The 24,183-nt window shown below is 32.5% G+C and carries 21 protein-coding genes; 10 read left to right on the plus strand and 11 right to left on the minus strand.

Going from position 1 to position 24,183, the window contains the following annotated elements; all coding sequences use genetic code 11:
* Nucleotides 1-101: 101 nt before the first annotated feature.
* Nucleotides 102-797, plus strand: coding sequence for a cyclase family protein (locus JBL43_RS02370; protein ID WP_198839871.1), 696 nt, complete (start codon nucleotides 102-104; stop codon nucleotides 795-797).
* Between the two features lie 191 nt (nucleotides 798-988).
* On the opposite strand, the gene JBL43_RS02375 is transcribed toward JBL43_RS02370, so the two are convergent.
* Together JBL43_RS02375 and JBL43_RS02380 are read right to left on the minus strand one after the other, a co-directional pair.
* Complete coding sequence (locus JBL43_RS02375; RefSeq protein WP_233098667.1) at nucleotides 989-2,266, minus strand: type II toxin-antitoxin system HipA family toxin; 1,278 nt, start codon at nucleotides 2,264-2,266, stop codon at nucleotides 989-991.
* Nucleotides 2,259-2,585, minus strand: a complete 327-nt coding sequence (locus JBL43_RS02380; protein ID WP_198839872.1) for a helix-turn-helix domain-containing protein — start codon at nucleotides 2,583-2,585, stop codon at nucleotides 2,259-2,261. Before JBL43_RS02380 ends, JBL43_RS02375 begins: the two co-directional genes overlap by 8 nt.
* A 217-nt stretch (nucleotides 2,586-2,802) precedes the next feature.
* Between JBL43_RS02380 and JBL43_RS02385 the strand changes: the two genes are divergently transcribed.
* From JBL43_RS02385 to JBL43_RS02420, 8 genes are all read left to right on the plus strand, one after another.
* Nucleotides 2,803-3,303, plus strand: coding sequence for a hypothetical protein (locus tag JBL43_RS02385; protein WP_198839873.1), 501 nt, complete (start codon nucleotides 2,803-2,805; stop codon nucleotides 3,301-3,303).
* Nucleotides 3,304-4,044 carry a hypothetical protein gene (locus JBL43_RS02390; protein ID WP_198839874.1) on the plus strand — a complete coding sequence of 247 codons (741 nt, stop codon included), beginning with the start codon at nucleotides 3,304-3,306 and terminating at the stop codon, nucleotides 4,042-4,044.
* Nucleotides 4,045-4,507: 463 nt separating this feature from the next.
* On the plus strand, nucleotides 4,508-4,912 hold the full coding sequence (locus tag JBL43_RS02395; protein ID WP_198839875.1) for a hypothetical protein: 405 nt from the start codon (nucleotides 4,508-4,510) through the stop codon (nucleotides 4,910-4,912).
* A 183-nt stretch (nucleotides 4,913-5,095) separates the two neighbouring features.
* On the plus strand, nucleotides 5,096-6,187 hold the full coding sequence (locus tag JBL43_RS02400) for a serine hydrolase domain-containing protein (RefSeq protein WP_198839876.1): 1,092 nt from the start codon (nucleotides 5,096-5,098) through the stop codon (nucleotides 6,185-6,187).
* Nucleotides 6,188-6,338: 151 nt separating this feature from the next.
* A complete protein-coding gene (locus JBL43_RS02405) occupies nucleotides 6,339-7,001 on the plus strand; it encodes a hypothetical protein (RefSeq protein WP_198839877.1) in 663 nt (220 codons plus the stop codon).
* Nucleotides 7,002-7,078: 77 nt separating this feature from the next.
* Nucleotides 7,079-7,888 (plus strand): hypothetical protein, encoded by an 810-nt coding sequence (locus JBL43_RS02410; protein WP_198839878.1) that lies wholly within the window; start codon nucleotides 7,079-7,081, stop codon nucleotides 7,886-7,888.
* The gene (locus JBL43_RS02415; protein WP_198839879.1) at nucleotides 7,885-8,364 is read left to right on the plus strand and encodes an OsmC family protein; all 480 of its coding nucleotides are present in this window, start codon (nucleotides 7,885-7,887) and stop codon (nucleotides 8,362-8,364) included. Before JBL43_RS02410 ends, JBL43_RS02415 begins: the two co-directional genes overlap by 4 nt.
* Before the next feature lie 96 nt (nucleotides 8,365-8,460).
* Complete coding sequence (locus JBL43_RS02420) at nucleotides 8,461-9,654, plus strand: outer membrane beta-barrel protein (protein WP_198839880.1); 1,194 nt, start codon at nucleotides 8,461-8,463, stop codon at nucleotides 9,652-9,654.
* A 110-nt stretch (nucleotides 9,655-9,764) separates the two neighbouring features.
* On the opposite strand, the gene JBL43_RS02425 is transcribed toward JBL43_RS02420, so the two are convergent.
* Together JBL43_RS02425 and JBL43_RS02430 are read right to left on the minus strand one after the other, a co-directional pair.
* Nucleotides 9,765-10,832 (minus strand): methyltransferase, encoded by a 1,068-nt coding sequence (locus tag JBL43_RS02425; RefSeq protein WP_198839881.1) that lies wholly within the window; start codon nucleotides 10,830-10,832, stop codon nucleotides 9,765-9,767.
* Nucleotides 10,833-11,324: 492 nt separating this feature from the next.
* Nucleotides 11,325-11,693 carry an endonuclease domain-containing protein gene (locus tag JBL43_RS02430; RefSeq protein WP_198839882.1) on the minus strand — a complete coding sequence of 123 codons (369 nt, stop codon included), beginning with the start codon at nucleotides 11,691-11,693 and terminating at the stop codon, nucleotides 11,325-11,327.
* Nucleotides 11,694-12,103: 410 nt separating this feature from the next.
* Here JBL43_RS02430 and JBL43_RS02435 point away from each other — a divergent pair, with 410 nt between their 5' ends.
* On the plus strand, nucleotides 12,104-12,700 hold the full coding sequence (locus JBL43_RS02435) for a porin family protein (RefSeq protein ID WP_198839883.1): 597 nt from the start codon (nucleotides 12,104-12,106) through the stop codon (nucleotides 12,698-12,700).
* A 652-nt stretch (nucleotides 12,701-13,352) separates the two neighbouring features.
* Here JBL43_RS02435 and JBL43_RS02440 read toward each other — a convergent pair.
* From JBL43_RS02440 to JBL43_RS02470, 7 genes are all read right to left on the minus strand, one after another.
* The gene (locus tag JBL43_RS02440; protein WP_198839884.1) at nucleotides 13,353-13,673 is read right to left on the minus strand and encodes an endonuclease domain-containing protein; all 321 of its coding nucleotides are present in this window, start codon (nucleotides 13,671-13,673) and stop codon (nucleotides 13,353-13,355) included.
* Nucleotides 13,674-13,807: 134 nt separating this feature from the next.
* A complete protein-coding gene (locus JBL43_RS02445) occupies nucleotides 13,808-15,496 on the minus strand; it encodes a C45 family autoproteolytic acyltransferase/hydrolase (protein ID WP_198839885.1) in 1,689 nt (562 codons plus the stop codon).
* Between the two features lie 340 nt (nucleotides 15,497-15,836).
* Nucleotides 15,837-17,375, minus strand: coding sequence for a phytoene desaturase family protein (locus tag JBL43_RS02450; protein WP_198839886.1), 1,539 nt, complete (start codon nucleotides 17,373-17,375; stop codon nucleotides 15,837-15,839).
* A 4-nt stretch (nucleotides 17,376-17,379) separates the two neighbouring features.
* On the minus strand, nucleotides 17,380-21,072 hold the full coding sequence (locus JBL43_RS02455) for an MMPL family transporter (protein WP_198839887.1): 3,693 nt from the start codon (nucleotides 21,070-21,072) through the stop codon (nucleotides 17,380-17,382).
* Nucleotides 21,065-22,261 (minus strand): DUF2062 domain-containing protein, encoded by a 1,197-nt coding sequence (locus tag JBL43_RS02460; protein WP_317193432.1) that lies wholly within the window; start codon nucleotides 22,259-22,261, stop codon nucleotides 21,065-21,067. Before JBL43_RS02460 ends, JBL43_RS02455 begins: the two co-directional genes overlap by 8 nt.
* Before the next feature lie 18 nt (nucleotides 22,262-22,279).
* Nucleotides 22,280-22,777, minus strand: a complete 498-nt coding sequence (locus JBL43_RS02465; RefSeq protein ID WP_198839888.1) for a hypothetical protein — start codon at nucleotides 22,775-22,777, stop codon at nucleotides 22,280-22,282.
* A gap of 1,030 nt (nucleotides 22,778-23,807) precedes the next feature.
* Nucleotides 23,808-24,173, minus strand: a complete 366-nt coding sequence (locus tag JBL43_RS02470; protein ID WP_198839889.1) for an ApeI family dehydratase — start codon at nucleotides 24,171-24,173, stop codon at nucleotides 23,808-23,810.
* Nucleotides 24,174-24,183: the final 10 nt, after the last annotated feature.

Genomic DNA, 24,183 nt, shown 5'->3' on the forward strand with positions numbered 1-24,183 from the left:
ATTCAGTAAGTGCATGAATTAAGTAATTTTAAAACAAATTTGTAATTTAGCGTAAAACAAATACAAGACAGTTAACACCTATTAAAAAACAACAATACTGAATGACAGAAATTATTGATTTGAGTCAAGAAATTTACGAAGGAATGCCTGTTTACAAAGACCTTCCTCAAGTTAAAATGACTATTCATAATTCTCACGAAGAATGGAATGGTATAAAAAATCCAAAGACAAAAACACCTGCTGTCCATAAATTAGAATTAGGAGAACATACTGGAACTCATGTTGACGCCATAAACCATATGGAAATTCAGCATAAAGGAAAATCAATTGACAAAATGCCTTTATCAATGTTCTATACAGAAGGTATTTGTTTAGATTTCTCACATAAAGGATTAAAAGAATTAATTGAACCAAACGAAATTGAAAAGGCTTGTAAAAAAGCTGGTTTAAAAATAAAAAAAGGAGACACCGTTTTATTTTATACAGACCATTATCGAAAATATTTTAATAGTGAAAATTGGAGTAATGGTCCCGGAATTACAACTGATTCAGCAAGATGGCTTGGAGAAAAGAAAATATCTGCTTTTGGAGTTGAAACAATGTCACCTGGAGTTCCTGGAATATCAAATAAGAAAGTTCATCATATTTGTGGAGAACTGAATTTTACACATTACGAAAACATGATAAACCTTCATTTACTAATTGACAAAGGAAGGTTTAGATTTATAGGCTTACCTTTAAAAATAAAAGGAGGAACTGGCTCTCCTGTTAGGGCAGTTGCCATTTTTGAAAAATAAACTCATAAACTATTGGTTACAGTATATTTAATTTATTGTAAGGTATTCGCCAATTACGAATCTTAAAGTGACAGTACAATCATTCCATTATATTCCGTTTGTATTTACTAAATTTAGGTTCTTAAAAACGCAACGAAATGATACACCTAGAGAAACATAAAACCCAAAATTAGATATAGATATTTTTTGCTTTAACCTCTTTTTGTCTTAAACGCCAAGGATTTCAATTCTTGTTCAACTCGAGACATTCCATACTTAATTGCTATTTCTTTCCAATTGGCAACAGCATTTAAAACTTCATCTATTATTTCAGTTGCTCTTTTTTCAGTTAATCTAAAAAATTCAGATACCTCCATTGCTAGATTTAAATCTAAGGAATTATCTTCATCTGAAATATTCAATTTTAATCCTGCCCCAGATTCAATTGGATTAATATCATAAGCCGGTGATAATATCCAACCGTCATTTGTTAATAAAAACCCATGATTTCTAAGATGATCATCTGTGTTTGTTACACAAATACTAAATATAATTCTTCGCCAAAGCTGTTCTAAGTCTTGGTCCACATTGGCCCCATTTCTCTGAATAAATTCAACAAGTTCTAAATAACTTGCACCATCAGCATAGTCCTGGCCATCTGTATATCCAAGCATTGTCATAGCAGAAGCAAAATGTACTCGTTGTCCATCATTGTTTCGATCAAACCTTTTAGTGAGAAAAGTATAATAATCTGATGAGAACTTTTGTGCTTTAGATTCTGCCATGTTAACCCCTGCCATTATAGCTAATTCATAAGTTACAATTTCCCATCCTCCAATATCTCCTTGATCATTTCGACTCGGAAACTTTGCTATCCACAAGCCACCATCATTATCTATTATACTTGCTTTAGGTCTTGCTCCACCCAATGAAGCTCCTGGAGCAATTAACATACTTAACCATTTTAAATATTCAGGATCTTCTGTAACATCATCTTCTTCCAACCTTAAACTTATTTGTTCTAGTTTTCTAAGAGAGGTCCATGGTGGACTTGCCATATTTTTATTATCATTTAAAAATGGGCCTTCTTCATCCAATTTAAATCTTAATGCTCCCATTCTATAGCCATCATAAACTCCAAGAAGATAATCTGTTTCAAATAATTTATTCTCTTCTCTTTTATCAGTTCTAGCAAGTGCAGCTTCTCTTCTACGCATTAAAATTCGTCCCCAACGATCTGGTGATGAATCTAGAAATATTCCAAAATTATCTTTTTCTTCATTTAGATAATGTAGGCCGGAATATAATTGCAAACTAGGATCTAATAACTGTGCTGGACCATTTTGCAACCAATCTCTATCATATTCAAAAGAAAATATCTCTTTACCTTTTAATCTATCAGAATGCAAAATCCCCATAAGTAGAGGTTTTTCCATACTTAACCAATCTGCATATACACTAATAGACCTTTTATTGTTCTGTTTAGCCATTTTTATCTATTCGTTTTGGTGCTCTCTCATTTGTAATAATATTAGCATCTTGTAATTTTCTTCCTAACTCATCATCTTTAGCAAGAAGAAGAAAATCTTTCTCCAATCCTAATACTTGTAATACAAGTAAATACGACCCAATACTTACTGTAGGTTTACCCTTTTCAATTGCAGACAAAGTGGGTCTACTAATATTCGCACGTTCAGCCACCTGTTGAGAACTGAATTTTCTTCTTAAGCGGGCAAGCTTAATGTTCTCTCCCAAATCATTGAGAATTCTTCTAGTCTTTGGTAATATTACCATCTTCTTTTTTGTCATAACGTAAAATATAATTTACAAATATAGTTCTTTTTGTAAATTATATTTAACATTATGGCAATTATTTTAATACTTTGGAATTGAAAATATCTATTATATGACGTTTGCCTACAAAGTATTGTGGTAAAACAAGCTTTCAACATAAAAAATAATAAAAAGAAATAATTTCCGTATTATTAACTATACTTACAAATGTTTAGCCTAAAACAAACCCAATATGAATAAATACCTCTTTGTAATGTGTGTTGCATTACTATTTTCTTGCAACAACGAAAAAACGCCAGTTTCAGAAAACATTAAGGAAACCCTTAAAACCTTTGTAGAAGGAGAAACTTATGCCTATATGGAGAAAGATTATCAGAAATGGGCTTCGTACTGGGACCACACCAATGATGTATTACGCTTAAATGTAAATGATGCCGGTTTTTCTCAAGATAGAGGATGGACTAACAATGGCGGAAAATTAGAAATCTTTTTTAAGGAGCATCCTGAGCCCATAACGTCTACTTTTGAAAACACCAACTATGATATTTATTATGATACCAATTTAGCTTGGGTAGCCTTTGACCAAATTTGGACCAGCCCTTCAGGAGAAAAAAGTGTAGCAAAAGCAACCATAACTTTAATAAAAAAGGATAAGGCTTGGAAAATCATATCGTATACCGCCATTCGCTATGAAGCCAAAGATGAACAAGTAAATATATTGGAAAGGAAGTAAATGAAAGAAGATTACTCCAAATATTTAAGTACTCTAACAAATCAAGAACTGATTGAAATCACCCTTGATCCCGACATTTACGAAATAGAATCAGTCAAAAAAGCTCATGAAATTATTATCGAAAGAAATATAAGTAAAGAAGAAATAAATTATGCTACGCTACATTATAATAAAGCTCAAGACAAACAAATAGATAGCCCAAATTACATTTCTTCATTTCAACAAAAAGCAATAGATTTTTTTAAACCAATTTTTTCTAATGGTGAAGATATAACCCCAGAAAAATGGGTAAACTCTTTCTTGTTTCTTGTTGGGATTCAAGTTGTTTGGATTTTAATTGAAATCATAACAGCATTAAACTCATACCTAGATTTTGTTACACTTATTTATTACGGTTTAGGACTCACCTATTTAAGTGTAATAGTATTTCTTTTATACAAGAAAAAAAAGTGGGGTTGGATATTATTATTTTCCAATCATCTAATTTCTGGAGTAGCTTCAGTTATATCTATACTCTTATTTATAACATTTTATGAGTATGCAGATCAAAGTGATATGGGCGAGTTTTTAATAGGGTTAATTATTAATGTCGTTTTTATTACATTTTTAATCAAGAGAGAAATCTATTCCTATTTTAGTATTACAACTGAAGAAATGAAAAAATATATAAAGCAAATTTCAATTTTTACGGTTAGTTTGGCTATGATTGTAACAGCCATATTTTATTTTGATTCGATATAAAAATTTAAAACATATAAGAATGGTTATAATTAATTATTAGAATTTGGTAAAAAAAGATAAAAAGAATGTTAACTTATAAAACCTAACTGTTTTATCTTTTATTTTTATCTTTGAGCATGGAACAAAAATTTAATACTATCAATCTTAAGTACGTCGAATCTAAAAAAGTTTCGATTTATGCTAAAATTGTTGCTGTCGCTCTTGTTTTATTACTATTGGTTACTCCGTTAAATGAAATTTTCAACTATAACCAACCAGATTCTCAATGGGTTATGTGCTGCCTATGTCCATAATTAGCTGCGGATTGGAAAGGAAATAAATTTGTTATTACTTGTCACTAGCAATGTGTATTACATATATAATCTAATTTCATTAGGTAAAATATATTAACTTTGGACTAACACCAATTTTGACGGCTAAATTAAGTTGCACCATAAGTCTATAATACATTATTCCCTACACCATGAAAAATATAAAATTGATCCTTTTAGTAGTACCATTTATAGTTTTAATTACTTCTTGTTCCAGCTCTAAATGGTTAACAGGAAATTGGGAAGGTATAGGCAATCAAGTTGGTGGTGAAACTTGGGAGGTCAACTTAAATTACACTGACAAAGAACATATTAGCATTAAATATCCCGATTTATCTTGCGGAGGCGTTTGGACCTTATTAAAAAAGAACAAAAAAGAAATCGTTTTTAAAGAAAACATTGCCTATGGTATTTCAAATTGTGACCAAGGTGTTGAAGCCTTTGTAAGTAGAATTAATGAAAATACTATTAAAGTGGAATATTACTCTAGAGCATATGATTCTATAAACCCTTTAGCTGAAGCTACCCTTTATAAATCAACAAAAAAGGTTAAGTAATAAAACCTTTACTATCTATAGTATTGACTAAATCTTACGCATCGTTCACAAAACAATACGCTTGCATTTGTAAAAAAATACCTAAAAAAAACGAATAACACACTGCATTAATTGAATTATGGTCTATTTATTGTTGTAAAAAGAATAACCGTTTAATACTTAAAATAATTGGTTCTCTACACTATGAAAAATATAACATTATTTACAATTTTCATCTTAAGTATAAGTCCGTTTTGTCATGGACAAAACACATATTTATACACTCAACCCAAAAGTCTTAATGATGGATGGAAAACAACGAACCTGCAATTACAACAGGTTGACACCGCATTGGTTTATAAGATGTTTAACCAAATAAAAACAAGGCAAAACGAAATCCATAGTGTTCTATTGGTGAAAAACAACCAACTTATTATTGAGGAATACTTTAAAGGAAACTCAGTAAACAAAACACATGATCTTCGTTCTGTAACAAAAAGCATTCGATCATTATTAACGGGAATTGCAATTGACAATGGATTTATCGAAAGTATAGATGACCCAATATCAAAATATCTACAAGTAGTGCCCAATAAAAATAGTGACCCAAGAAAAGACAGTATTACAATACGCCATTTACTTACAATGTCTACTGGGCTCGATTGTAATGATTGGGATAAGAAATCAAAAGGACAAGAAGATAAAGTTCATAAAAAAAAGGATTGGATTCAATACACGCTTAACCTTCCAATGTTATATAAGCCAGGAACCGTTTCAAATTATTGCTCTATGGGCACCATATTATTAGCTGAAATAGTGAGTAAGGCCTCAGGGATGACGATCGATAAGTTTGCGGAGCAGTATTTATTCACCCCATTAGGTATTACCAATGTAAGTTGGGGCCATACTTCCAACAAAGAGATTATTCCTTCAGGTCAGAGATTGTATATGACCTCACGTGATTTGGCAAAAATTGGACAATTGATACTCAATAAGGGCAAGTGGAATGAAAAACAATTGATATCGGAAAAATGGATAGAAGAATCAACCCTTCCAAAAACTAAAATTACGGCAATTGATTATGGTTATTTATGGTGGAACATTCCGTTTACTGTTAACGAAAAAGTACTTGTTTCTAAAACAGCAACAGGCAACGGAGGACAGTATATTATGGTGCTCCCTGAATTAGATATGGTTGCTGTTTTTACAGGTGGTGCCTATAATTCGGATGAACAGATGTTACCATTTTCAGTAGTTAATGATATTTTCATACCTACATTTATACATCAAAAATAGCAAAGGGTACTTATAAATAGTAGCGGATAGTGTTATCATTATTCCTTCAAAAGGCTTCTACCTATTTTGAATTCGTGTTGTGTTAAAGAAAGGAGTTGATGGCAATTTTATAAAAACTATATTTGTCGCTTACTTTTTTCAGTAACACTAAATGAACAAATTCGACACCAAATACCTCCCCTATTTTCCAATATTCGGTTTGGGGCTCTACCTCATCGTATTTTACTTTGCTGCGTCTGCCTATCCTGGAGGATCTTATAATTACCCAAATGCCAATAATGGCTATAGTTTTTCTAATAACTTCTTGTGCGATGCCATGAACCCTATTACAGAAAGTGGTGCGATAAACAATGCTCGTCCCATTGCTATCATCTCACATTTGATTCTTAGTTTAACCATGATTTCCTTTTTCTATATTTTACCAAAAGTATTCAATGAAAAAAATCGGAATACACAACTAATTACATATTTCGGAATAGCATCTATGACAGCACTTCTTTTTATGTTTACACCGTATCATGATTTAATGGTAACTTTTACTGGCGTATTAGGTACAATGGCAATGATTCCATTATTTATAGAGTTGCGACGTTTCAAAAACAAAGGCTTAAAACGACTGATGTACTTTTGCTTTACATTGAGCATTATTGTATTTTTAAGTTTTCAGACTAAAATTGGGTTTTATTACCTACCTTTTTTACAGAAAATCACTTTTGCAATAGATACTTGGTGGGTGGTTTCATCTTGTCTTTTTGTGATTAATAAAAATAGAGCCGCAGTAAAACTCGTTCCGCAAAAAGTAAACAACAGGTAAAAAATAGATGTGTTACAATATTAATTATGTTGTATAACATCCAACTAAATACATCTTATTACTGTCAATTCATACAAATGACCAACCTCAAAAAAATCTTACTAATTTTATTAACGGCTTCCCTATTTATAAGCTGTGATTTTATAAGCAATGTATTTACCTATAAAGACACTACAGAAGGCTTGATTAACTCCATCATAGAAGGTGATTATGAAAAAAGCATGACTTTTATGGCTACTAAAAATGATGCTTTTAAAAACACAAATATTGATACTTTAAAAAAAGGGTTACATAATTTTAAAAACTTAATTGTAAAGAATTTTGGTAAAGAATTAAACTATAGTTTTATGACTGCCAATAAGACGTTCTCAACAATAGAGGGAGAAGGTACAGCTCCAAATACAACGAAAGCCCAGATTGAATTTTCTAACGACACCGAATTTGGTATTTTTGAAATAATTTTTGATGATAGTACTAATAAGATTCTATACATTAAAACCTTAGATCTAAAAGAAAAAATACCGAATATGATACCGTTTTGGCTATTTGGCATATTAGCTCTATGTGTTCCCATTTTTAACATCTGGATTATTATAAAGATCAAACGAAGTGTTCTAAAGAAAAAATGGTTGAAATATATTGCTGTACTATTTTTTAATGTTCCTGCCATTACATATAGTGCTGTTTACGGGCTTTCTATTAACTTGTTAAGCTTTCAAATTCTATTTGGTATCAGTTTTTCATATATGGGATATTTAGGTTCCGTTTGGACTTTTGGAATACCACTTGGCGGATTATATTGGTTATGGAAAATGAATAAGAAGCCAGAAGAAGACGTTCAAATGGAAAATGAACCTGAATTTGATTTAAAGAATCAAGAGCTATGAAAAAGCACAATTACAAGGTCAACGTAACATGGACAGGTAATGAAGGTGAAGGCACCTTAAATTACAAAGCTTTTAACCGTAACCATACCATTTCGGCTCAAGGAAAATATGCCAACATTAAAGGTTCTTCTGATCCTTCTTTTTTGGGTGATAAATCAAAATATAACCCTGAAGATCTTTTTTTATCATCGATATCGGCTTGTCATATGCTTTGGTATTTGCATTTATGCTCTGTACATCACATTGTAGTTACAAAATATGAAGATAATGCTACGGGAATAATGGAAGAAACCAAAAATGGAAGTGGACGATTTACGGAGGTTACCCTCAACCCTACGGTAATCATTACAGATGCGAGTCAAATTACGAAAGCAAATACTTTACACAAAGAAGCAAATACCATGTGTTTTATAGCTAATTCTTGTAATTTCAACATTAAGCATAACCCGAATACAACGGTGACCGACATAAGTTGAAAATAAAAACAGAAAAAGCATAGAATTAGGAAAATAATATAATTAATTTAGAGAATAATAATATTCAATTATTTACTCACGGCTATTCTAAATAAAATGAAAAAAATCTTAATACTATTCATTTCAATTCTTAGTATCAATTGTTATTCTCAAATAACTTTTAATAAAGGATATTTTATTAATAATTCTGATAAAAAAATAGATTGCGAAATTAAAAATATTGACTGGAAGAATAATCCTACAGAATTTGAATATAGAATTTCAGAAGATAAAGAGTTAAAAACAGCTTCAATAGCTTCAGTTAAAGAATTTGGTATTTACAAATATTCAAAATACATCAGAAGTAAGGTGGATATTGATAGATCTAGCAATAGAATTGCAGAGTTAAACACGCAAAGAAACCCTGTATTCAAAAACGAAGAACTTTTTTTAAAGGTATTAGTAGAAGGCAAAGCCAATTTATATTCATACAACAATGGAGATATTGTTAGATACTTTTACAGTAATGAGGGAACTGACATTGAACAATTAGTATATAAAAGATATAAAATAAATCAGGAAAAAATAGCTGAAAACGTTACGTTTCGACAACAACTATTGAATAACTTAAAGTGTCAAAACATTTCGTCTAAAGACATCAACAAAATAAATTATGGCAAAAATAAATTAATAAAATTATTTGTAAAATATAATCAATGTGAAAGTTCAGAGCTTACTGATTTTGAAAATATACAGAAAAAAGATCTATTCAATTTAACATTTAGACCCCGTATCAACAGCACTTCATTTTCTGTAGATAATTCTATATACAATTCGACAGATAGCGATTTTAATACTAATATAAATTTTGGTTTTGGTATTGAAGCAGAGTTTATAATGCCTTTCAATAAAAATAAGTGGTCGGTAATAATTGAACCTACTTATAATAAGTATAAATCTAAAATCGAATTAACTACCCAAAGAATTCAAAGCGTCGAAGCAAAGTACAATTCAATTGAATTACCAATTGGAATCAGGCATTATTTTTTTATTAAAGATGATTCAAAAGTATTTGTTAATGCTTCTACTATTTTTGATATTTCATATAACTCTAACGTTGATTATGAAATTTCAACGGATTTAAACATAATTTCAACTGTAAATTTGGCTTTTGGTGCTGGTTATAAGTTTAAAGATAAATATAGTATTGAATTTAGATATCATCTAAATAAAGATGTTTTAGACAACTATACAAGCTGGTATTCAACCTTTGGAAAATTATCCTTGGTATTAGGATATTCAATATTTTAAAATTATGCATCAATCTAATACCACGGCAGCGTAAAAACGATTTACCACCAATACGTAAATCGCAATTATTCTTATGACCTTTTAAACGGTTGATTCAAAACCTCAACAATTTATTTTTTTACCAGCTCCCAAAGCTCAACTTCTTCAGTAGAACGCCACTGTTGAACTCGTTTTGTTTTATCTGTAGCCAATTTTACATTTTTCTTAAGACAGTTTACCAATTTAAAACGCCCCCCTTTATCTAATTCCTTTTGTATGGGATGAACTTTCGTTACTTCTGTAATTTGAGCCAAATTAGAGAATAATACCACAATTTTTCCTTCGGGTAAAAGCATTTTTTCTGCTGCTGCAAAGAATTCAGGGAAGAATTTTTTATCGTAATACATGGTTTCATCCTGATTATCTAATGCTTCAGAAATGGGTAACCTCGGTGGATTTAAAACAATCAATTCGGTTTGTTTCTCCCATTTTCCAAAAAGGTGCCCTAAGTTTAATTCTACCTTTCTAGACAACTTGGTATCTTTCATAAATTCGGTAAGTCCCACAATTGCATTCGGATTGGTATCTGTACCAAAAACCTTTTGAAAACCATGTTTTACCAATTGAAAAGCAAGTACTCCACTTCCAATTCCAACATCTATAGCTGTTTTTTTAGGTCCATTATAACGTTTTAACCAATTGTCAAAAAGGATTAAATCATCATAACGTGTAGGATAATTTGTACCATAGTAAGGATGAATTTTATTCCGCAATACAGGAATAGAAATCCCATTTTGATACGATTGCCAAGAGCTGTTTAGGCCTTGCACCTGAGGAAAAGTTAATATAAAGTCGCTCGTTTCTGGATACAACTTAGCTAACCAACCGATAGACGGTGCTTTTCTTACATTCAATTTATGAGCAACAATCTCTATGAGCATAAGATTTGACATTTTACGATAAGCCGCTCGAAACTCACGTTGTTCTTTAAACGTTTTGTTAGGCATCCTTCTTTTTAAATACAACTGTATCTCCTTCAAAAGAAGCATACCGTTACTATAAAACGCTGTAATTAATACCGGCTTACCAGCTTCAAGTGCTCTCACAGTGCTTTTAACATCTGAATTGCTATTAAACACTTCTATTTTTTTTCCAGGTACTATCGGTTCTGGTTTATGTAACGCTAAATCTGTAATCATAAATTGGTATTGTATTGGTATTCAAGAGCCGTATTTTATTTACGGATTCCTTCAATTACTATCGTTGATAAAAAAACACACTGCACTATTATATTAATTACTGCTTTGCACTAAACTTCGCTTCAGTTGGCCACCAACATTCTGTTAACCAAAGAAAAGCTTAGAAAAAAAGCCCTATAAATTCACAAAAGTTGTGCGAATGAGAATTAATTTTAATAGTAAATAATATAATGCAAAGGTACTTTATTAAAAGGCATTTTATGGATAATAGAGAAGTATTGTCTATCCGCATAGAAAGACACCCATTTTTTGATTGCAAATGAGCGTGGTGGTAATTTCTTTGGTAAGATTTTTTTTGAATTCCAGTAAAGCCTTTTTCGTAATAATATTTTCAAACCCTCCGACCACACGTAAACGTGTGCCCACCTCCCTTTATAAAAATGGAGGAGCCTTACTATGAAACTCGCTACACTAATTTGAAATTTACATATTTCAAACAGACTTAAAATTATTCTTAATTGTTTCTAATATAATTGACAATTGATCAAATACCATTTTATTCTCAAACCTTATAACAGTATAGCCTAACTTATTTAAATAGTCAGTACGCTTAGCATCATACTCAATGGCTATGGAATTATTATGAACTTCACCATCTAATTCAATAATTAATTTTTGAGAGGCACAATAGAAATCGACAATGTAATTTCCAATACTATGTTGTTTTGTAAAACGTTTACCATCTAATTGTCTAGACTTTAAATTTTCCCATAGAAATGCTTCAGCTGGTGTTAGTTTTGACCGTAACTTTTTTCGGTATGTTTTCAATTCAACTTTAGTATGTACTCTTTTAGATGTCATAGTATTTTAAAAGCTCCCGTCTTCATCAGAAGAGGGGAATGAATTCGCGACTCTGATAAATTTACTAATAAAAATTGGATGTATTATAAGCGAAGAAAGGGGAGTTTGAACATCTCGTAATTTTAAAGTTGTAATCACTTTTCAATTTTAAGCACATACTTTTTAATCCGTTCTCTATCTGGTACGGTAGTAATTTCTTTGGTGAGTGTTTTTTTGAATTCTAGTAAAGCCTTTTTCACATTAGTACCTGCCAACAAAAACAATAAAAATATAAACCATTCCTTAAAAAAAGAAAAGCATTATGAATAAAAAAGCATTTTGTTTCAGGACTTTTTGCCATACAGTTGTTTTTATACTAAAGCTGCACTGAAGCAGCATTAAATAAAATAACTATTCAATAAAATAAGAATATGGAATTGATACGAAAAAGAATAATTATAATAGTTTTTATGGGCTTTATTTTGAGCCTAAGCGGACAAAATCAAAAACAAGGCACTTCAACTACTGGTATTAAAGGAGGTTATAATCTGGCTGCTGTTACTTATGACGGTGAGACAGAAACAGGGCAACGCCATGGGTTTCATTTAGGTGTATATGGCAATTCAGCTATTAATAGTTTGATGGCCATTCAAGTGGAAGCCATGTACTCGCAACAAGGATATCAATTAAAAAATGATTCAGGTACTTATACTCAAAAACTAAATTATATTAATGTACCGGTAATGTTGCAACTATATCCCATAAAGCAAGTCTTTTTGGAAGGTGGTGCTCAGGTAGGATATGCCATATCTCATAAAGAAACGTATGATAGTAGCTTTAATCTTTTTGATACGGAATCTGATATAACACCTGATCGATTTGATTGGGGATTTAATGTTGGTAGTGGTATTAAAATGGATTCTGGATTTAGTTTAGGGATTCGTTATCATATTGGTATGGGAGAGATTTATGATGAAGGTGAACCTAAAAATAGAATGTGGCAATTTTCGGTGGGGGTCGATTTTTAAAAGGATATACTAGGTGGAGTAATTAGGGAAGGTGGTGCTTTATTTTTATAAAGTGCTATCTTCTTTTTTTTGGGAACGTATCGTTAAAATTTTCGTTGTTTTATAAAGGTTCTCGACCTCCCTGTGGCTGGCAAGGTACAATTTTCTCCCGATGGCTATCGGGACAAAATTCATAATGCTGTCGCTGAAGCTTTAGCATAAGAGATCGAACTGACACTTATATATGATCTAAAGTTAAAAATTTAAATAGTACGTCCCTTCGAGTGTTTTCTTTGAAGCGATAGTGTAAAAGAAAATGTATCGAGAAGCACATGTTAATCGGTTTAATCGAATGTTCTCGATACAATCACTCGTTCCTCGCGACCACTCGAACTGACATATCGACAAGAAAAATAATTTATTACCTTTCAATCTTCCTCACATACTTTTCAATCTGTTCCTTATCCAGTACCGTGGTTAATGCTTTTTTGAATTCCAGTAAAGCCTTTTTCGTAATAATATTTTCAAACCCTCCGACCACACGTAAACGTGTACCCACCTCCCTTTATCCAAAAGGAGGAGCCTCACTATTAAACTCGCTACACTAATTTGAAATTTACATATTTCAAACAGACTTAAAATTATTCTTAATTGTTTCTAAGATAATTGACAATTAATCAAATACCATTTTATTCTCAAACCTTATCACAGTATAGCCTAACTTATTTAAATAATCAGTACGCTTAGTATCATACTCAATGGCTATGGAATTATTATGAACTTCACCATCTAATTCAATAATTAATTTTTGAGAGGCACAATAGAAATCGACAATGTAATTTCCAATACTATGTTGTTTTGTAAAACGCTTACCATCTAATTGTCTAGACTTTAAATTTTTCCATAGAAATGCTTCAGCTGGTGTTAGATTTGACTGTAACTTTTTTCGGTATGTTTTCAATTCAACTTTAGTATGTACTCTTTTAGATGTCATAGTATTTTAAAAGCTCCCCTCTTTTGATGAAGAGGGGAATGAATTCGCGACTCTGATAAATTTACAAATAAAAAATGGAATTATTTTAAGCGAAGAAAGGGGAGTTTGAACATCTCGTAATTTTAAAGTTGTGATCACTTTTCAATTTTACGCACATACTTTTCAATCCGTTCTCTATCTGGTACGGTAGTAATTTCTTTAGTCAATGCTTTTTTAAATTCAATTAAAGCGGCAGCATCATAGCCTTTTTCGTAATAGTACTTGCCTACCAACTCATAGACTTCCCAATATTCAGGGTTGGTACTTTCTAGTTCTTTCAATAATTCAGAACTGGCATTACCCTTAGCATTAATAACGGCCATTAATTCGTGGCGTAATTGTCGGTAAAGCTCGTAGTTTCTATAAGCCTCTGTTTTTATAAAATCATCAGCAGGAATAAGTAACTGCTCTTCAGAAATATTTTCTTCAAAGTTTTGATGTTCAAATTTTTCAAACACTTTGTTTAAATCATAACTCACAAATTCGCCCAATTGATACGGATTGGTAGAAATCCACACTTTTAATTGATCGGGTTGAAATACAATACCATGATGAGCCAATAATTGATTTAAGGCTTTTTCGTTTCCGTAACCAATATCTTTGTCGTGCAGGCCTTTGGTATTTCTAAGTATAGAAACCGCTTTTTTAGGATTAATTTTATTGTTTTCAGAAAGTAACTCTTCCATACGTTCATAACGGTATTGCGAATGACTTTCTGCCTTTTGTTTGATATTGTTTTCGTCATTGGCATACGCGTCACTTTGAAAATGATTAGAACACAACAACTGACTGGTGTTTGCTACTTCATACACTCCAAAATTATTGGGAGAAACCTCAATAGTAACGGCTTTATGATCTTTCGCACTTCCTACCAAAATTGCTTCCGAGACAAATACCTGTCGTTTTTTAGCAATAGCGATTGCTTCCTCAATCGTAGAAGCATACTGTAAAATTTCACGAGTCAACAACGAAATGGGTGTTTTCGCCACTAAAGGAATATCCGATTTTCCTGCATTAATGGTAACTGTGAGTCCTTGGTTATTCATACCGGATACTACGCCAATCATTCCTCCCCAAGTCACGGACATGTATTTGTATCCCGTATCAGGAGCCACAAAAGCAATAATTTTTTGTTTAGCAAATTCATCACCCGCGTAAAAATCGAAGTTTCGACCAATAAGCAAACCTCCATCGGCAGATTTATCATCCCACACTGCAAAAGAAGAACAGCCCACCAAGGCCAAATCTTTTAACGCGTGCCCAATATCATGAGCTCCGTGTAAATATAGGCTTCGCATATAATCGTCTGCTACATAATCGTAATCATCACCAGCAAAGCGAGAAACTCCATAAATTTCTGTTTTATATTCATCAACGATGTTCAAATAGAGTTTTCTATTATACCAAGCTAAAAATTTTCGCAACAGCATTTGCTTAAATTTTGAAGGTACCATCTCCTCTACTTTGGAGAAAAAGATTCCCTCCTGTTTTTGAAGTAGCTCTTTTGTTAAACTGCCGTTTGCGAGTCCACGTTCTAAAGGATCTCCTTTGACATATAATTCCCACAAGCCATGTTTATTTTTGCGAAGTTGGTTTTTACCTACAACAAAAGTAGAATCGTTTATTTGTACTCTTTTTGGGATTTTGTTGTTAAAACCTTCTAATTTCGGTTGGTCTTTGAGTGATTTTTTTACACCACAAGAGGTTATTAGGAGGATGAGTCCGAATAGTGTTAGTAGTTTGTGAATTAGACCCCTCCGTCCATGATGTTTAATACAAAACATAATATTTCGTTTGGACACCTCCCCTTAATCAAGGGGAGGAGCTTTGTTTTCGTTTAAATTACTATTTATTAATTTATTCTAAAATTCTATTCTTCATGAACACCACTAAAACCCGTCAAGGGGACAATTGATGTCGATTATATTTATTCTATACTTCAAATTTCTATTTGGTTCAAAATAGTTAAACCGCTTTGCTTAATCCAAACAATGGCTGTTTTACAACTTTCGTTGTATTCTCCTTGAACTTCTACTTTACTCAGACTGACAGAGAGTAGCTTTATATCTTCTTCACCATTTAATTCAAAAATTGTTTATCATCATGCATCAATCGTGACTCTTTTCACTCTTCATTGGCCTTTACAATTTTATCTACCAAGTATTCTCTTCCTAAAATTTCAGAACAGGTTAATACAGCACTAATAGTTACCCCTAAAATACCATGCATATTTAAACTTTGCCCTGTAAACAACAAATTTTTAAGTCGGGTTTTTGGCGATAAAAACGATTTCATTGGGCTGTCAGCATCTTTTACATATCCATACATAGAACCACGGTTAACCCCAATATAATCACGGTACGAAAGTGGTGTTGATGCATATACAGCCATTATACAATCTCTAATGTTTGGGAATTTCTTTTCAAGCTCTACCAACATTAATTCAATTTTATCTGCTTTAAATTGTTCATAGGTTTGCCCCCGCTCCCCTTTTTCGGCAACCGTATTAAACGTATTTTCCCATTGCTCCACTTCATCATAATGCATATAAGTAATGGCGGTCATATTCTCTGCCCACTCACTTACTGCCGACGCTTCGGTATCTTTTACGCTCATAGAAACCATATACCCTTCGGGCCAACTCTTCGCATCATAATCAGCGGCGGTCCATACCTTTTTATAATTTTTAAAATGATAATAGTTGTAATTCATGTATTTAAACGTTTTTGGCTTAAAAACGATATAAATACTAAAAGCAGAAATTACACTTTCAATATTTGAAATCCGGTTGGTATATGATTTTCTAAGTCGATCGTTACCCAACATTTTTACGGTAAACTTTGGTTCTATATTTGAAATAAATAAATCCCCTTTTATTTCGTTTCCCGCTTTTGTAATAACCGACACTAGTTTTTCATTTTCAAATCCAAATGAAGTTACTTCACTACGTTTATAGGCTTCTCCACCAAATTCCTTTAATTTTTTAATCAATAATTTGGCAATTTGACTCCCTCCATTTACACATCGATATGAACTTTGTATATAAGAATTTACAGATAAGGCATGTACGTAAAAGGGAGTTTTATCTTTATCGCCGGCATATAAAAAATTAGAACCAGCCAACACCGATTTTAGTTTTTCATTATCGGTAATGCTATCTAAAAAATCACTGATTTTTAGGCTAAGAAGTGTCGTATTGTCGTAATACGTATCTCCTGGTTTTAAATTGTACAATGGAAAACTATTACAGGTTTCTCTTATCTTATCACAATACTGCTGAATGGCATCTTTATCTTCAGGAAATTTCTGACTCAATTGTGTAATAAAATTATCATAACCTTGTGCGTGTGGATATTCAACAGTGTCATTATCAAAAGAGATAACATCGTATTGATTTTCATCCATTTTCTTCAATTTTAGTCCATCCATGATGCCTAAATAATTGAAATAACGGTAAAGATTTTGACCTTTATCTAAGCCACCTATATAATGCACACCGGTATCAAAAACACTTTTATCTCTAGAAAATATCTGTAGATTACCTCCGTATTGATTGTTTTTTTCGAGTACACAAACACTTTTGCCTTCACGAGCCAAAATATTTGCAGATACGAGTCCACCCAAGCCACTTCCAATAATTACTACGTCGTATTTTTCTTTCATTGCACTACTTGTATTGTAAGACGAGATGAATAATGGATTGGTCTTGATTCTGTATTTGATAACCTTTATCTAAGAACGCATCTAGTAAAGCATCATTTTTGACCAAAAGTACATTTAGTGTCTGCATTTCTAAAAGTGTCTTAATTTCCGAAATATCGCTCATTTTAGCTGAAATTACCAAAATATCGACCTTTTTTGATGAAATCTGATCAAAATCGTTTAAATAATCAACATTTCGGTGCTGATTTGTATAACAGTTTTTAGCGATTGTTCGTTTTTCTTTATCTGAAATAAAAATTGTTATTTTTCTATCTAAAAAACGAGACACTAACAAGATATCTAATTGCCCATAATCATTGGCAATATGTACAATAGTTGCTTTTGCAGGTAGACGATCAGAAACCTTTTGATAAAGCATCTTATTTACCTTAAAACCATTTTTCACGGCATTGAAAAGAGCAGTTCCTTTATAGCGATAATTACTGAATAAGATGTCTTTAAAGTAATCAGCATCTTCAATATCATCTCTCACTTTCTGGAACTCCTGTTTATAAATTGCTCCTATTTTCTTAGTCCGTTCACGGTCTGTAATTCCGAAAGTTGTGTCATCATAGGCAATTCGCTTACCTACAACCACGGTCAGACTACCATCATAAATGATAAAATCACGTTTGGGGAGCACTTCTGAGTTTCCATGTAAGTATAACGGTAAAATATCCAATTCCAATTGCTGAGCCAAGAAGAATGCCCCTTTATGAAACCGTCCAATTTTATTGGTAAATGAGCGTCTTGCTTCTGGAAAGACAACCAGACAATAGCCTTGACGGATTTTTTCTTTTAAATGTTCTAAACTACCATCTACACCACTTGACACCGGATAAAAACCTGCAACCTTAGCTAACAATCCAAATACGGGTGATTTATACACCCAATCATTCACTAAATAAATAACATTTGGCGTTGTCATTCCGATAGTTAATGTATCTAAAAACGAGGCATGATTGGAAATTATAATTGCTGGTTTATCAAACTTCTCATGATGTGGATTTTCGACTTTCTTTTTTACAAACGGATTGCCATACAATGTTGCAGTTACCATTTTTGCCATGGTGTTGTGTAACCACTTCATCTTCTTTTTCTTAGAAATAGGAATGATTGGTAAAATGGTGATACTTATTAGTGATAAGATCATCCCGCCAAGGCCATAAAAAGTAAACAGCAACATCGCGTGTAGAAAAGTCCGCAATCGTAATGGAGCCACTCCCTTTTTAGTTCGCCAACCAATAACAAAATTAAACAGTAATGGTTGAATGGTAAAAGCAATGAGTACGGCAGATAAAATACCAATAATAGAGACAACAGAAATGGATTTTAATGCTGGATGCTTGGCAAAAATCAACACGCCTACCCCTAAAATAGTGGTAATAACCGATAATAAAATAGACGTTTTATACGTCGGTAATTCCTTTACACCATAGGTATGTTTTTTTAACAAGCCATTGGTAATAAAAATACTATAATCAACACCAAGTCCAAAAATAAAGGTAGAAATGATAATATTAAAAACATTAAAATGAATACCGAACAAGCCCATGACACCGATGGTAACCAACCAAGTTAATGCTATGGGAATAATGGTAATTAGTGTAAGCTCTATGCTCCTATAAAATAGCAATAAAATAAGTACAACCGCCAATAATGAATATCCGATAAGCTTATTAAAATCATCTTTTAAATTACCTAAAAACGTTTCATTAATATGTTGACGATCAATAACCACTGTTTGTGGTAATTTATCAAAGGCAGACACCACCTGCTTTACGTTTTCTGGACGCACTTTTACCATAGAAACCACCGTTGCAAAAGAAGTGTCGTTTGAAATAAATTCATCTAAAAAAAGCGACTTCAATTGGCGATAATCCTGATAAGAAATTGTAGAAAAATCACTTTCCAACTGCTTATAAAAACCTTTAAAAGTAGTTGGTTTAAATCCCATAGCAGTTCCACTTTCAATAAGGTTTTCTTTTACGAATTGCTTTTTTTCCGCCGTCCAAAACTGTCGCCATTGTTCTATTTTCTGATGTTGTAACTGATCTGAAAGTACTAAAGAGCCTACAGAACTAAAACTCAATATAGAATCTTTTAACTTATAATCTACCAGGTCTTTATAAATGGCATCGTTAGCCAATAAGGCTTCATCTACTGAATTTCCATATGCCGTAACGTAAATTGATTTAGATGCCATATTCAATAAAGTATCTAACTTTTTCTCTGTCTTTTTTAAGGCTTCCGTTTGATAATTCATTTTTGAAATATCCTGATCAAAAATCACATTACGATAGGTAAAAAGACTGATTACAAAAACAATTAGCAATCCGAAAACCAACACCTTATTATGTTGAAACTTATACCTTGCCGCCTTATCAATAAGCGTTGCTTTTGAATGCTTTTTTACAGTTTTAAAACGATACAAATGCGGAATGAGTAACAACGCAAAAACAGAGGCACTTAAAACACTAACCGAAGCAAATATTCCTAATTCCTTAAGAGCTTCTGACTTTAGAAATAATAAGCATAAAAAGGCCAAAGCAGTGGTAATACTGCTCATTAAAATAGGCTTGGCAACATCTTTATACAATTGCTTTACATCATTATTATTTCTAAAATGAGTGAGTATATGTAAGGCATAATCTAATGTGATACCCAATAAAACAGAACCTATACCTAATGAAATGGCTGAAATCTGACCTTTTACTACGTATAAAACGGCTACCGCCAATAAGGCTCCGAAAACAGTGGGAATAAAGAGAATGATGGGAATTAACAGCTTTCTATAAAAGAAAATTAGGATCAAAACCAATACCGATAGTGCAATACTTATGGTAAATTGAATGTCTTTTTTAATTTGTGAGGCATTAGCTACCGCAATTACTGTAGAACCATAATATTCACCAGAAACAAATGCTTTGTACTTGCTATTCAATACCTCTTGAATGCGATACAATTGTTCTACAAACTTTGTGTTATTTGCGGTTTCATTGGCTGCTAATTCTGGCACAATAAACAGCAAAAGATTTTTATGGTCTTTACTGACTAAGAAACCGTTGTGTATTTCAAAATTGTCGTCTACTTTTAATTGTTCTAGCTTTTTTAAGCCTAAAAAAGTAATGCCTAACGGATCTTTTAAAATGTTTTTTTTAGCAATGATACCCGTTGGAGAAATGAGTGTTTTATAGTTTGCTTTGGTAATAGCATCAATACTATCTTTTTGCAATCGACCTTCAATCTGTTTATAATCAGCATCCGTTAAGAACAACGGTAGATTCTGGTTGATAAAACTAAGGGTTTTATCAATGGCATCATCCCCTATTCTACCCTGGACTTCTTTTATATAATTTCCAGTTTGTTTTTGAATGCTATCTACAAATTCGCTAGCATAAGCAGATAAATCATCAGCATCTGCGTCGTTTTTAACTTCAAGATAGACAATGATTTTATCAGCAAATTTTACATGCTGCAGGACTTTATTAGTGATGTCAGATTTTTCAGAATTGGGTATTAATTTGGTTATATCTTCTTCAAATTGCAGTTTAGATGCTAAAAACCCTAGTAAAAATAGTAACAACAAGAAGATACTGGCAAAGAGTATCTTTTGTTTTTGCAATACACGATACGTCTTATAAAAGAAATTATCCATGTTTTACTTTCTTTTTGTTACCCGTTTTAATCTGTAAATAAATAAAGCCCGCCAATCCGAAAAGTACAGCCATAATTAAAGCTAAGGCAAAACTCCCCACAATATATTGGAAAAGATAAACCCCGATTTTAAAATTTTCATCAATTTGATGTAAATCTAAGCTTCTTCTCCCCAACATAAAACCACCCAACTTTAAGCTTCCATAAAGAATGAAAGGAATAAAAATAGGGAAACTTACATTTGAAAAGGCAAAACTTATGACCTTATTTAATTTTAAGGCCGCTGCAACTACAATGGATAAAATAGAATGGAATCCCCAAAAAGGTGAAATTCCAATAAAAGTACCAAGAGCAATGGAAAGTGATTTTTTTATATTTGAATCTTCGCTTCCAATTAAATCTTCTTTAAAGAATCGTTTGAATCCCTTTTCTTTAAATTTTCTATAAAAATCGCGTGGTTTAATATACACAATAGCGATAGTAAACAACCATGTATTCATAGCACTAATACGTACAAAGTCCATGAAGGGTCGGTAGTGCGAGACACGCTCATCAGGGTCGTACAATACACGTATGGGAATGTTTTTAACTTCTATACCATTCCACGATGCCTTTACAATCACCTCTACTTCAAACTCGAATTTAGTACTTAAAAATTTTATTTTGTTAATCTCCTTAACGGGATACAGTCGAAATCCCGATTGTGTGTCTTGCAGTGTAAAACCTGTTTCTGCCCAATACCAAAAGTTAGAAAACTTATTGGCAAAGCTATTTTTTCTAGGCATGCCTTTGGCGTTCAAATTCCGAGCACCAATTAATAGTAAATCTCTAGTTTCAGAATTTTCTAGCTCTTCAATAAACAGTGGAATATCGTCTGGATAATGCTGTCCATCAGAGTCAATAGAAATAGCATAATCAAAACCTAAGGCTTCTGCTTTATGCATCCCCAAACGTAAGGCATTGCCTTTCCCTTTATTTTTTTCTAAATGTATTTGGGTGAGTTGTGGATAATGAGATAGAATCCTTTTAGTTGCATCAGTTGCACCATCATTTATGATAATAATTTGATTGGTGTAATATAAAACACCTTGAATAACACGATCTAACGTAGCTTGGTTGTTGTAGGTCGGAATTAGGACACAACAATTAAAATCGGTTATTTTTTGTGTTATTTTTTCGGGATTTTGCACGAAACTTTAAGGACTACATTAGAGCTTCGAAATTACAGTTTTTTCTTCGGTTGAAAAAGCATTGGAATGTGAAACATAGCCTCTAATATGTTTCTTTAATGCTGCATTTCTTATATGTGGTAATTGACTATAAATAAAGGTTTTATCTTCATCTATATTGGTTTTGTATTTTAGTATTTTTGGTGAGTTCTCTTGAACACTTAAACGAATGAGTCTCAATTCAATGTTATTTGTATTATTTGCAATCACCGTTTCTAGCATTGCCGCTCCCTTTTTAAAATACTCTTTTTTGTCTTTTATTTTTGATTCAAATTTAGCCTTAATCGTTAACGAAGCTGCTTTATAACCAACCAACGTTGCCTCATCAGTAACCTTAACGCTTTCTAATTTTTGATAGAAGTCCTTAGCGACCTCCTTAGAATTTGCAGATTTTATATAGAGTTCGCGTATTTCTGGAACCGTAGGCTTAACTGTGATTGCTATAAATAACGATATGTATAGTATTAATTTTGTCATGTTTTTACTTGTTGTTTTTACTACCCCTTAATAGACATTAAACTTTTACTAGCATCAATCGGTTCTCGATACGATGCTCTATCCTCTCAGTAACCTTAAACTTTTCGTTTGCATCACTCGAACGGACGAGTTATGTACTAACGTCACTTCGAGTGTTTTCTTCAATGAGATAGCATTGAAGAAAATGTATCGAGAAAATTTTATTTCAGAGGCATTAATTTTTCACTACCATCACTCGGTTCTCGATACGATACTCTATCCTCTCAGTATCCTTAAACTTTTCGTTTACATCACTCGGTTCTCGATACGATGCTCGATCCTCCCAGTAACCTTAAACTTTTCGTTTGCATCACTCGAACGGACGAGTAATGTACTAACGTCACTTCGAGTGTTTTCTTCAATGCGATAGCGTTGAAGAAAATGTATCGAGAAAATTTTATTTCAGAGGCATTAATTTTTCACTACCATCACTCGGTTCTCGATACGATGCTCTATCCTCTCAGTATCCTTAAACTTTTCGTTTGCATCACTCGGTTCTCGATACGATGCTCCATCCTCTCTGTAACCTTAATCTTTTCGTTTACATCACTCGGTTCTCGATACGATGCTCTATCCTCCCAGTAACCTGAAACTTTTCGTTTGCATCACTCGAACGGACGCGTAATGTACTAACGTCACTTCGAGTGTTTTCTTCAATGAGATAGCATTGAAGAAAATGTATCGAGAAAATTTTATTTCAGAGGCATTAATTTTTCACTACCATCACTCGGTTCTCGATACGATGCTCCATCCTCCCAGTAACCAGAGACTTTCTATTTGCATCACTCGAACGGACGAGTAATGTACTAACGTCACTTCGAGTGTTTTCTTCAATGCGATAGCGTTGAAAAAAATGTATCGAGAAAATTTTATTTCAGAGGCATTGATTTTTCACTACCATCACTTGGTTCTCGATACGATGCTCTATCCTACCAGTAACCTGAGACTTTCTATTAGCATCACTCGAACGGACGAAAAATGTAACAAGAAGTTAAACTTCTCTATAAAGACCATTAAATTTTAGAGCTACTGTATCGCCCATTTTAGTGATGTTCTTTACTTTAAATTTACCTTCCTCTTCAGTGATATTCAAATTTAATACCAAAGTGTTATTTTCTTCAGGATTAATCAACGCCATAAATTTAATGTTGCTCGATTTTTCCATAAACAACTTTTTCTCCAACGCTTTTTCTGTTAATTCTTTGATGATTTGAATCATACAAACACCAGGCATTACCGGATTACCAGGAAAATGACCATTAAAAATATCATGGTCTTTATTTATGAAAATTTCAGAAACCAATTGACCTTCTTTAAATTCAAAAGACTGTACTGTATATAAATTTTTGAGTAACATTTTATAACGT

It is taken from the genome of Aureibaculum flavum (assembly GCF_016406085.1).
GTDB lineage: Bacteria > Bacteroidota > Bacteroidia > Flavobacteriales > Flavobacteriaceae > Aureibaculum > Aureibaculum flavum.

What these genes read in the sequence shown, in the direction of transcription:
- JBL43_RS02405 (WP_198839877.1), top strand. Translation starts at nt 6,339, where the DNA reads ATGAACAAATTCGACACCAAATACCTCCCCTATTTTCCAATATTCGGT.
- JBL43_RS02435 (WP_198839883.1), top strand. Translation starts at nt 12,104, where the DNA reads ATGGAATTGATACGAAAAAGAATAATTATAATAGTTTTTATGGGCTTT.
- JBL43_RS02450 (WP_198839886.1), bottom strand. Translation starts at nt 17,375, where the DNA reads ATGAAAGAAAAATACGACGTAGTAATTATTGGAAGTGGCTTGGGTGGA.
- JBL43_RS02415 (WP_198839879.1), top strand. Translation starts at nt 7,885, where the DNA reads ATGAAAAAGCACAATTACAAGGTCAACGTAACATGGACAGGTAATGAA.
- JBL43_RS02470 (WP_198839889.1), bottom strand. Translation starts at nt 24,173, where the DNA reads ATGTTACTCAAAAATTTATATACAGTACAGTCTTTTGAATTTAAAGAA.
- JBL43_RS02445 (WP_198839885.1), bottom strand. Translation starts at nt 15,496, where the DNA reads ATGTTTTGTATTAAACATCATGGACGGAGGGGTCTAATTCACAAACTA.
- JBL43_RS02400 (WP_198839876.1), top strand. Translation starts at nt 5,096, where the DNA reads ATGAAAAATATAACATTATTTACAATTTTCATCTTAAGTATAAGTCCG.
- JBL43_RS02370 (WP_198839871.1), top strand. Translation starts at nt 102, where the DNA reads ATGACAGAAATTATTGATTTGAGTCAAGAAATTTACGAAGGAATGCCT.
- JBL43_RS02375 (WP_233098667.1), bottom strand. Translation starts at nt 2,266, where the DNA reads ATGGCTAAACAGAACAATAAAAGGTCTATTAGTGTATATGCAGATTGG.
- JBL43_RS02420 (WP_198839880.1), top strand. Translation starts at nt 8,461, where the DNA reads ATGAAAAAAATCTTAATACTATTCATTTCAATTCTTAGTATCAATTGT.
- JBL43_RS02385 (WP_198839873.1), top strand. Translation starts at nt 2,803, where the DNA reads ATGAATAAATACCTCTTTGTAATGTGTGTTGCATTACTATTTTCTTGC.
- JBL43_RS02440 (WP_198839884.1), bottom strand. Translation starts at nt 13,673, where the DNA reads ATGACATCTAAAAGAGTACATACTAAAGTTGAATTGAAAACATACCGA.
- JBL43_RS02380 (WP_198839872.1), bottom strand. Translation starts at nt 2,585, where the DNA reads ATGACAAAAAAGAAGATGGTAATATTACCAAAGACTAGAAGAATTCTC.
- JBL43_RS02395 (WP_198839875.1), top strand. Translation starts at nt 4,508, where the DNA reads ATGAAAAATATAAAATTGATCCTTTTAGTAGTACCATTTATAGTTTTA.
- JBL43_RS02465 (WP_198839888.1), bottom strand. Translation starts at nt 22,777, where the DNA reads ATGACAAAATTAATACTATACATATCGTTATTTATAGCAATCACAGTT.
- JBL43_RS02430 (WP_198839882.1), bottom strand. Translation starts at nt 11,693, where the DNA reads ATGACATCTAAAAGAGTACATACTAAAGTTGAATTGAAAACATACCGA.
- JBL43_RS02455 (WP_198839887.1), bottom strand. Translation starts at nt 21,072, where the DNA reads ATGGATAATTTCTTTTATAAGACGTATCGTGTATTGCAAAAACAAAAG.
- JBL43_RS02390 (WP_198839874.1), top strand. Translation starts at nt 3,304, where the DNA reads ATGAAAGAAGATTACTCCAAATATTTAAGTACTCTAACAAATCAAGAA.
- JBL43_RS02425 (WP_198839881.1), bottom strand. Translation starts at nt 10,832, where the DNA reads ATGATTACAGATTTAGCGTTACATAAACCAGAACCGATAGTACCTGGA.
- JBL43_RS02410 (WP_198839878.1), top strand. Translation starts at nt 7,079, where the DNA reads ATGACCAACCTCAAAAAAATCTTACTAATTTTATTAACGGCTTCCCTA.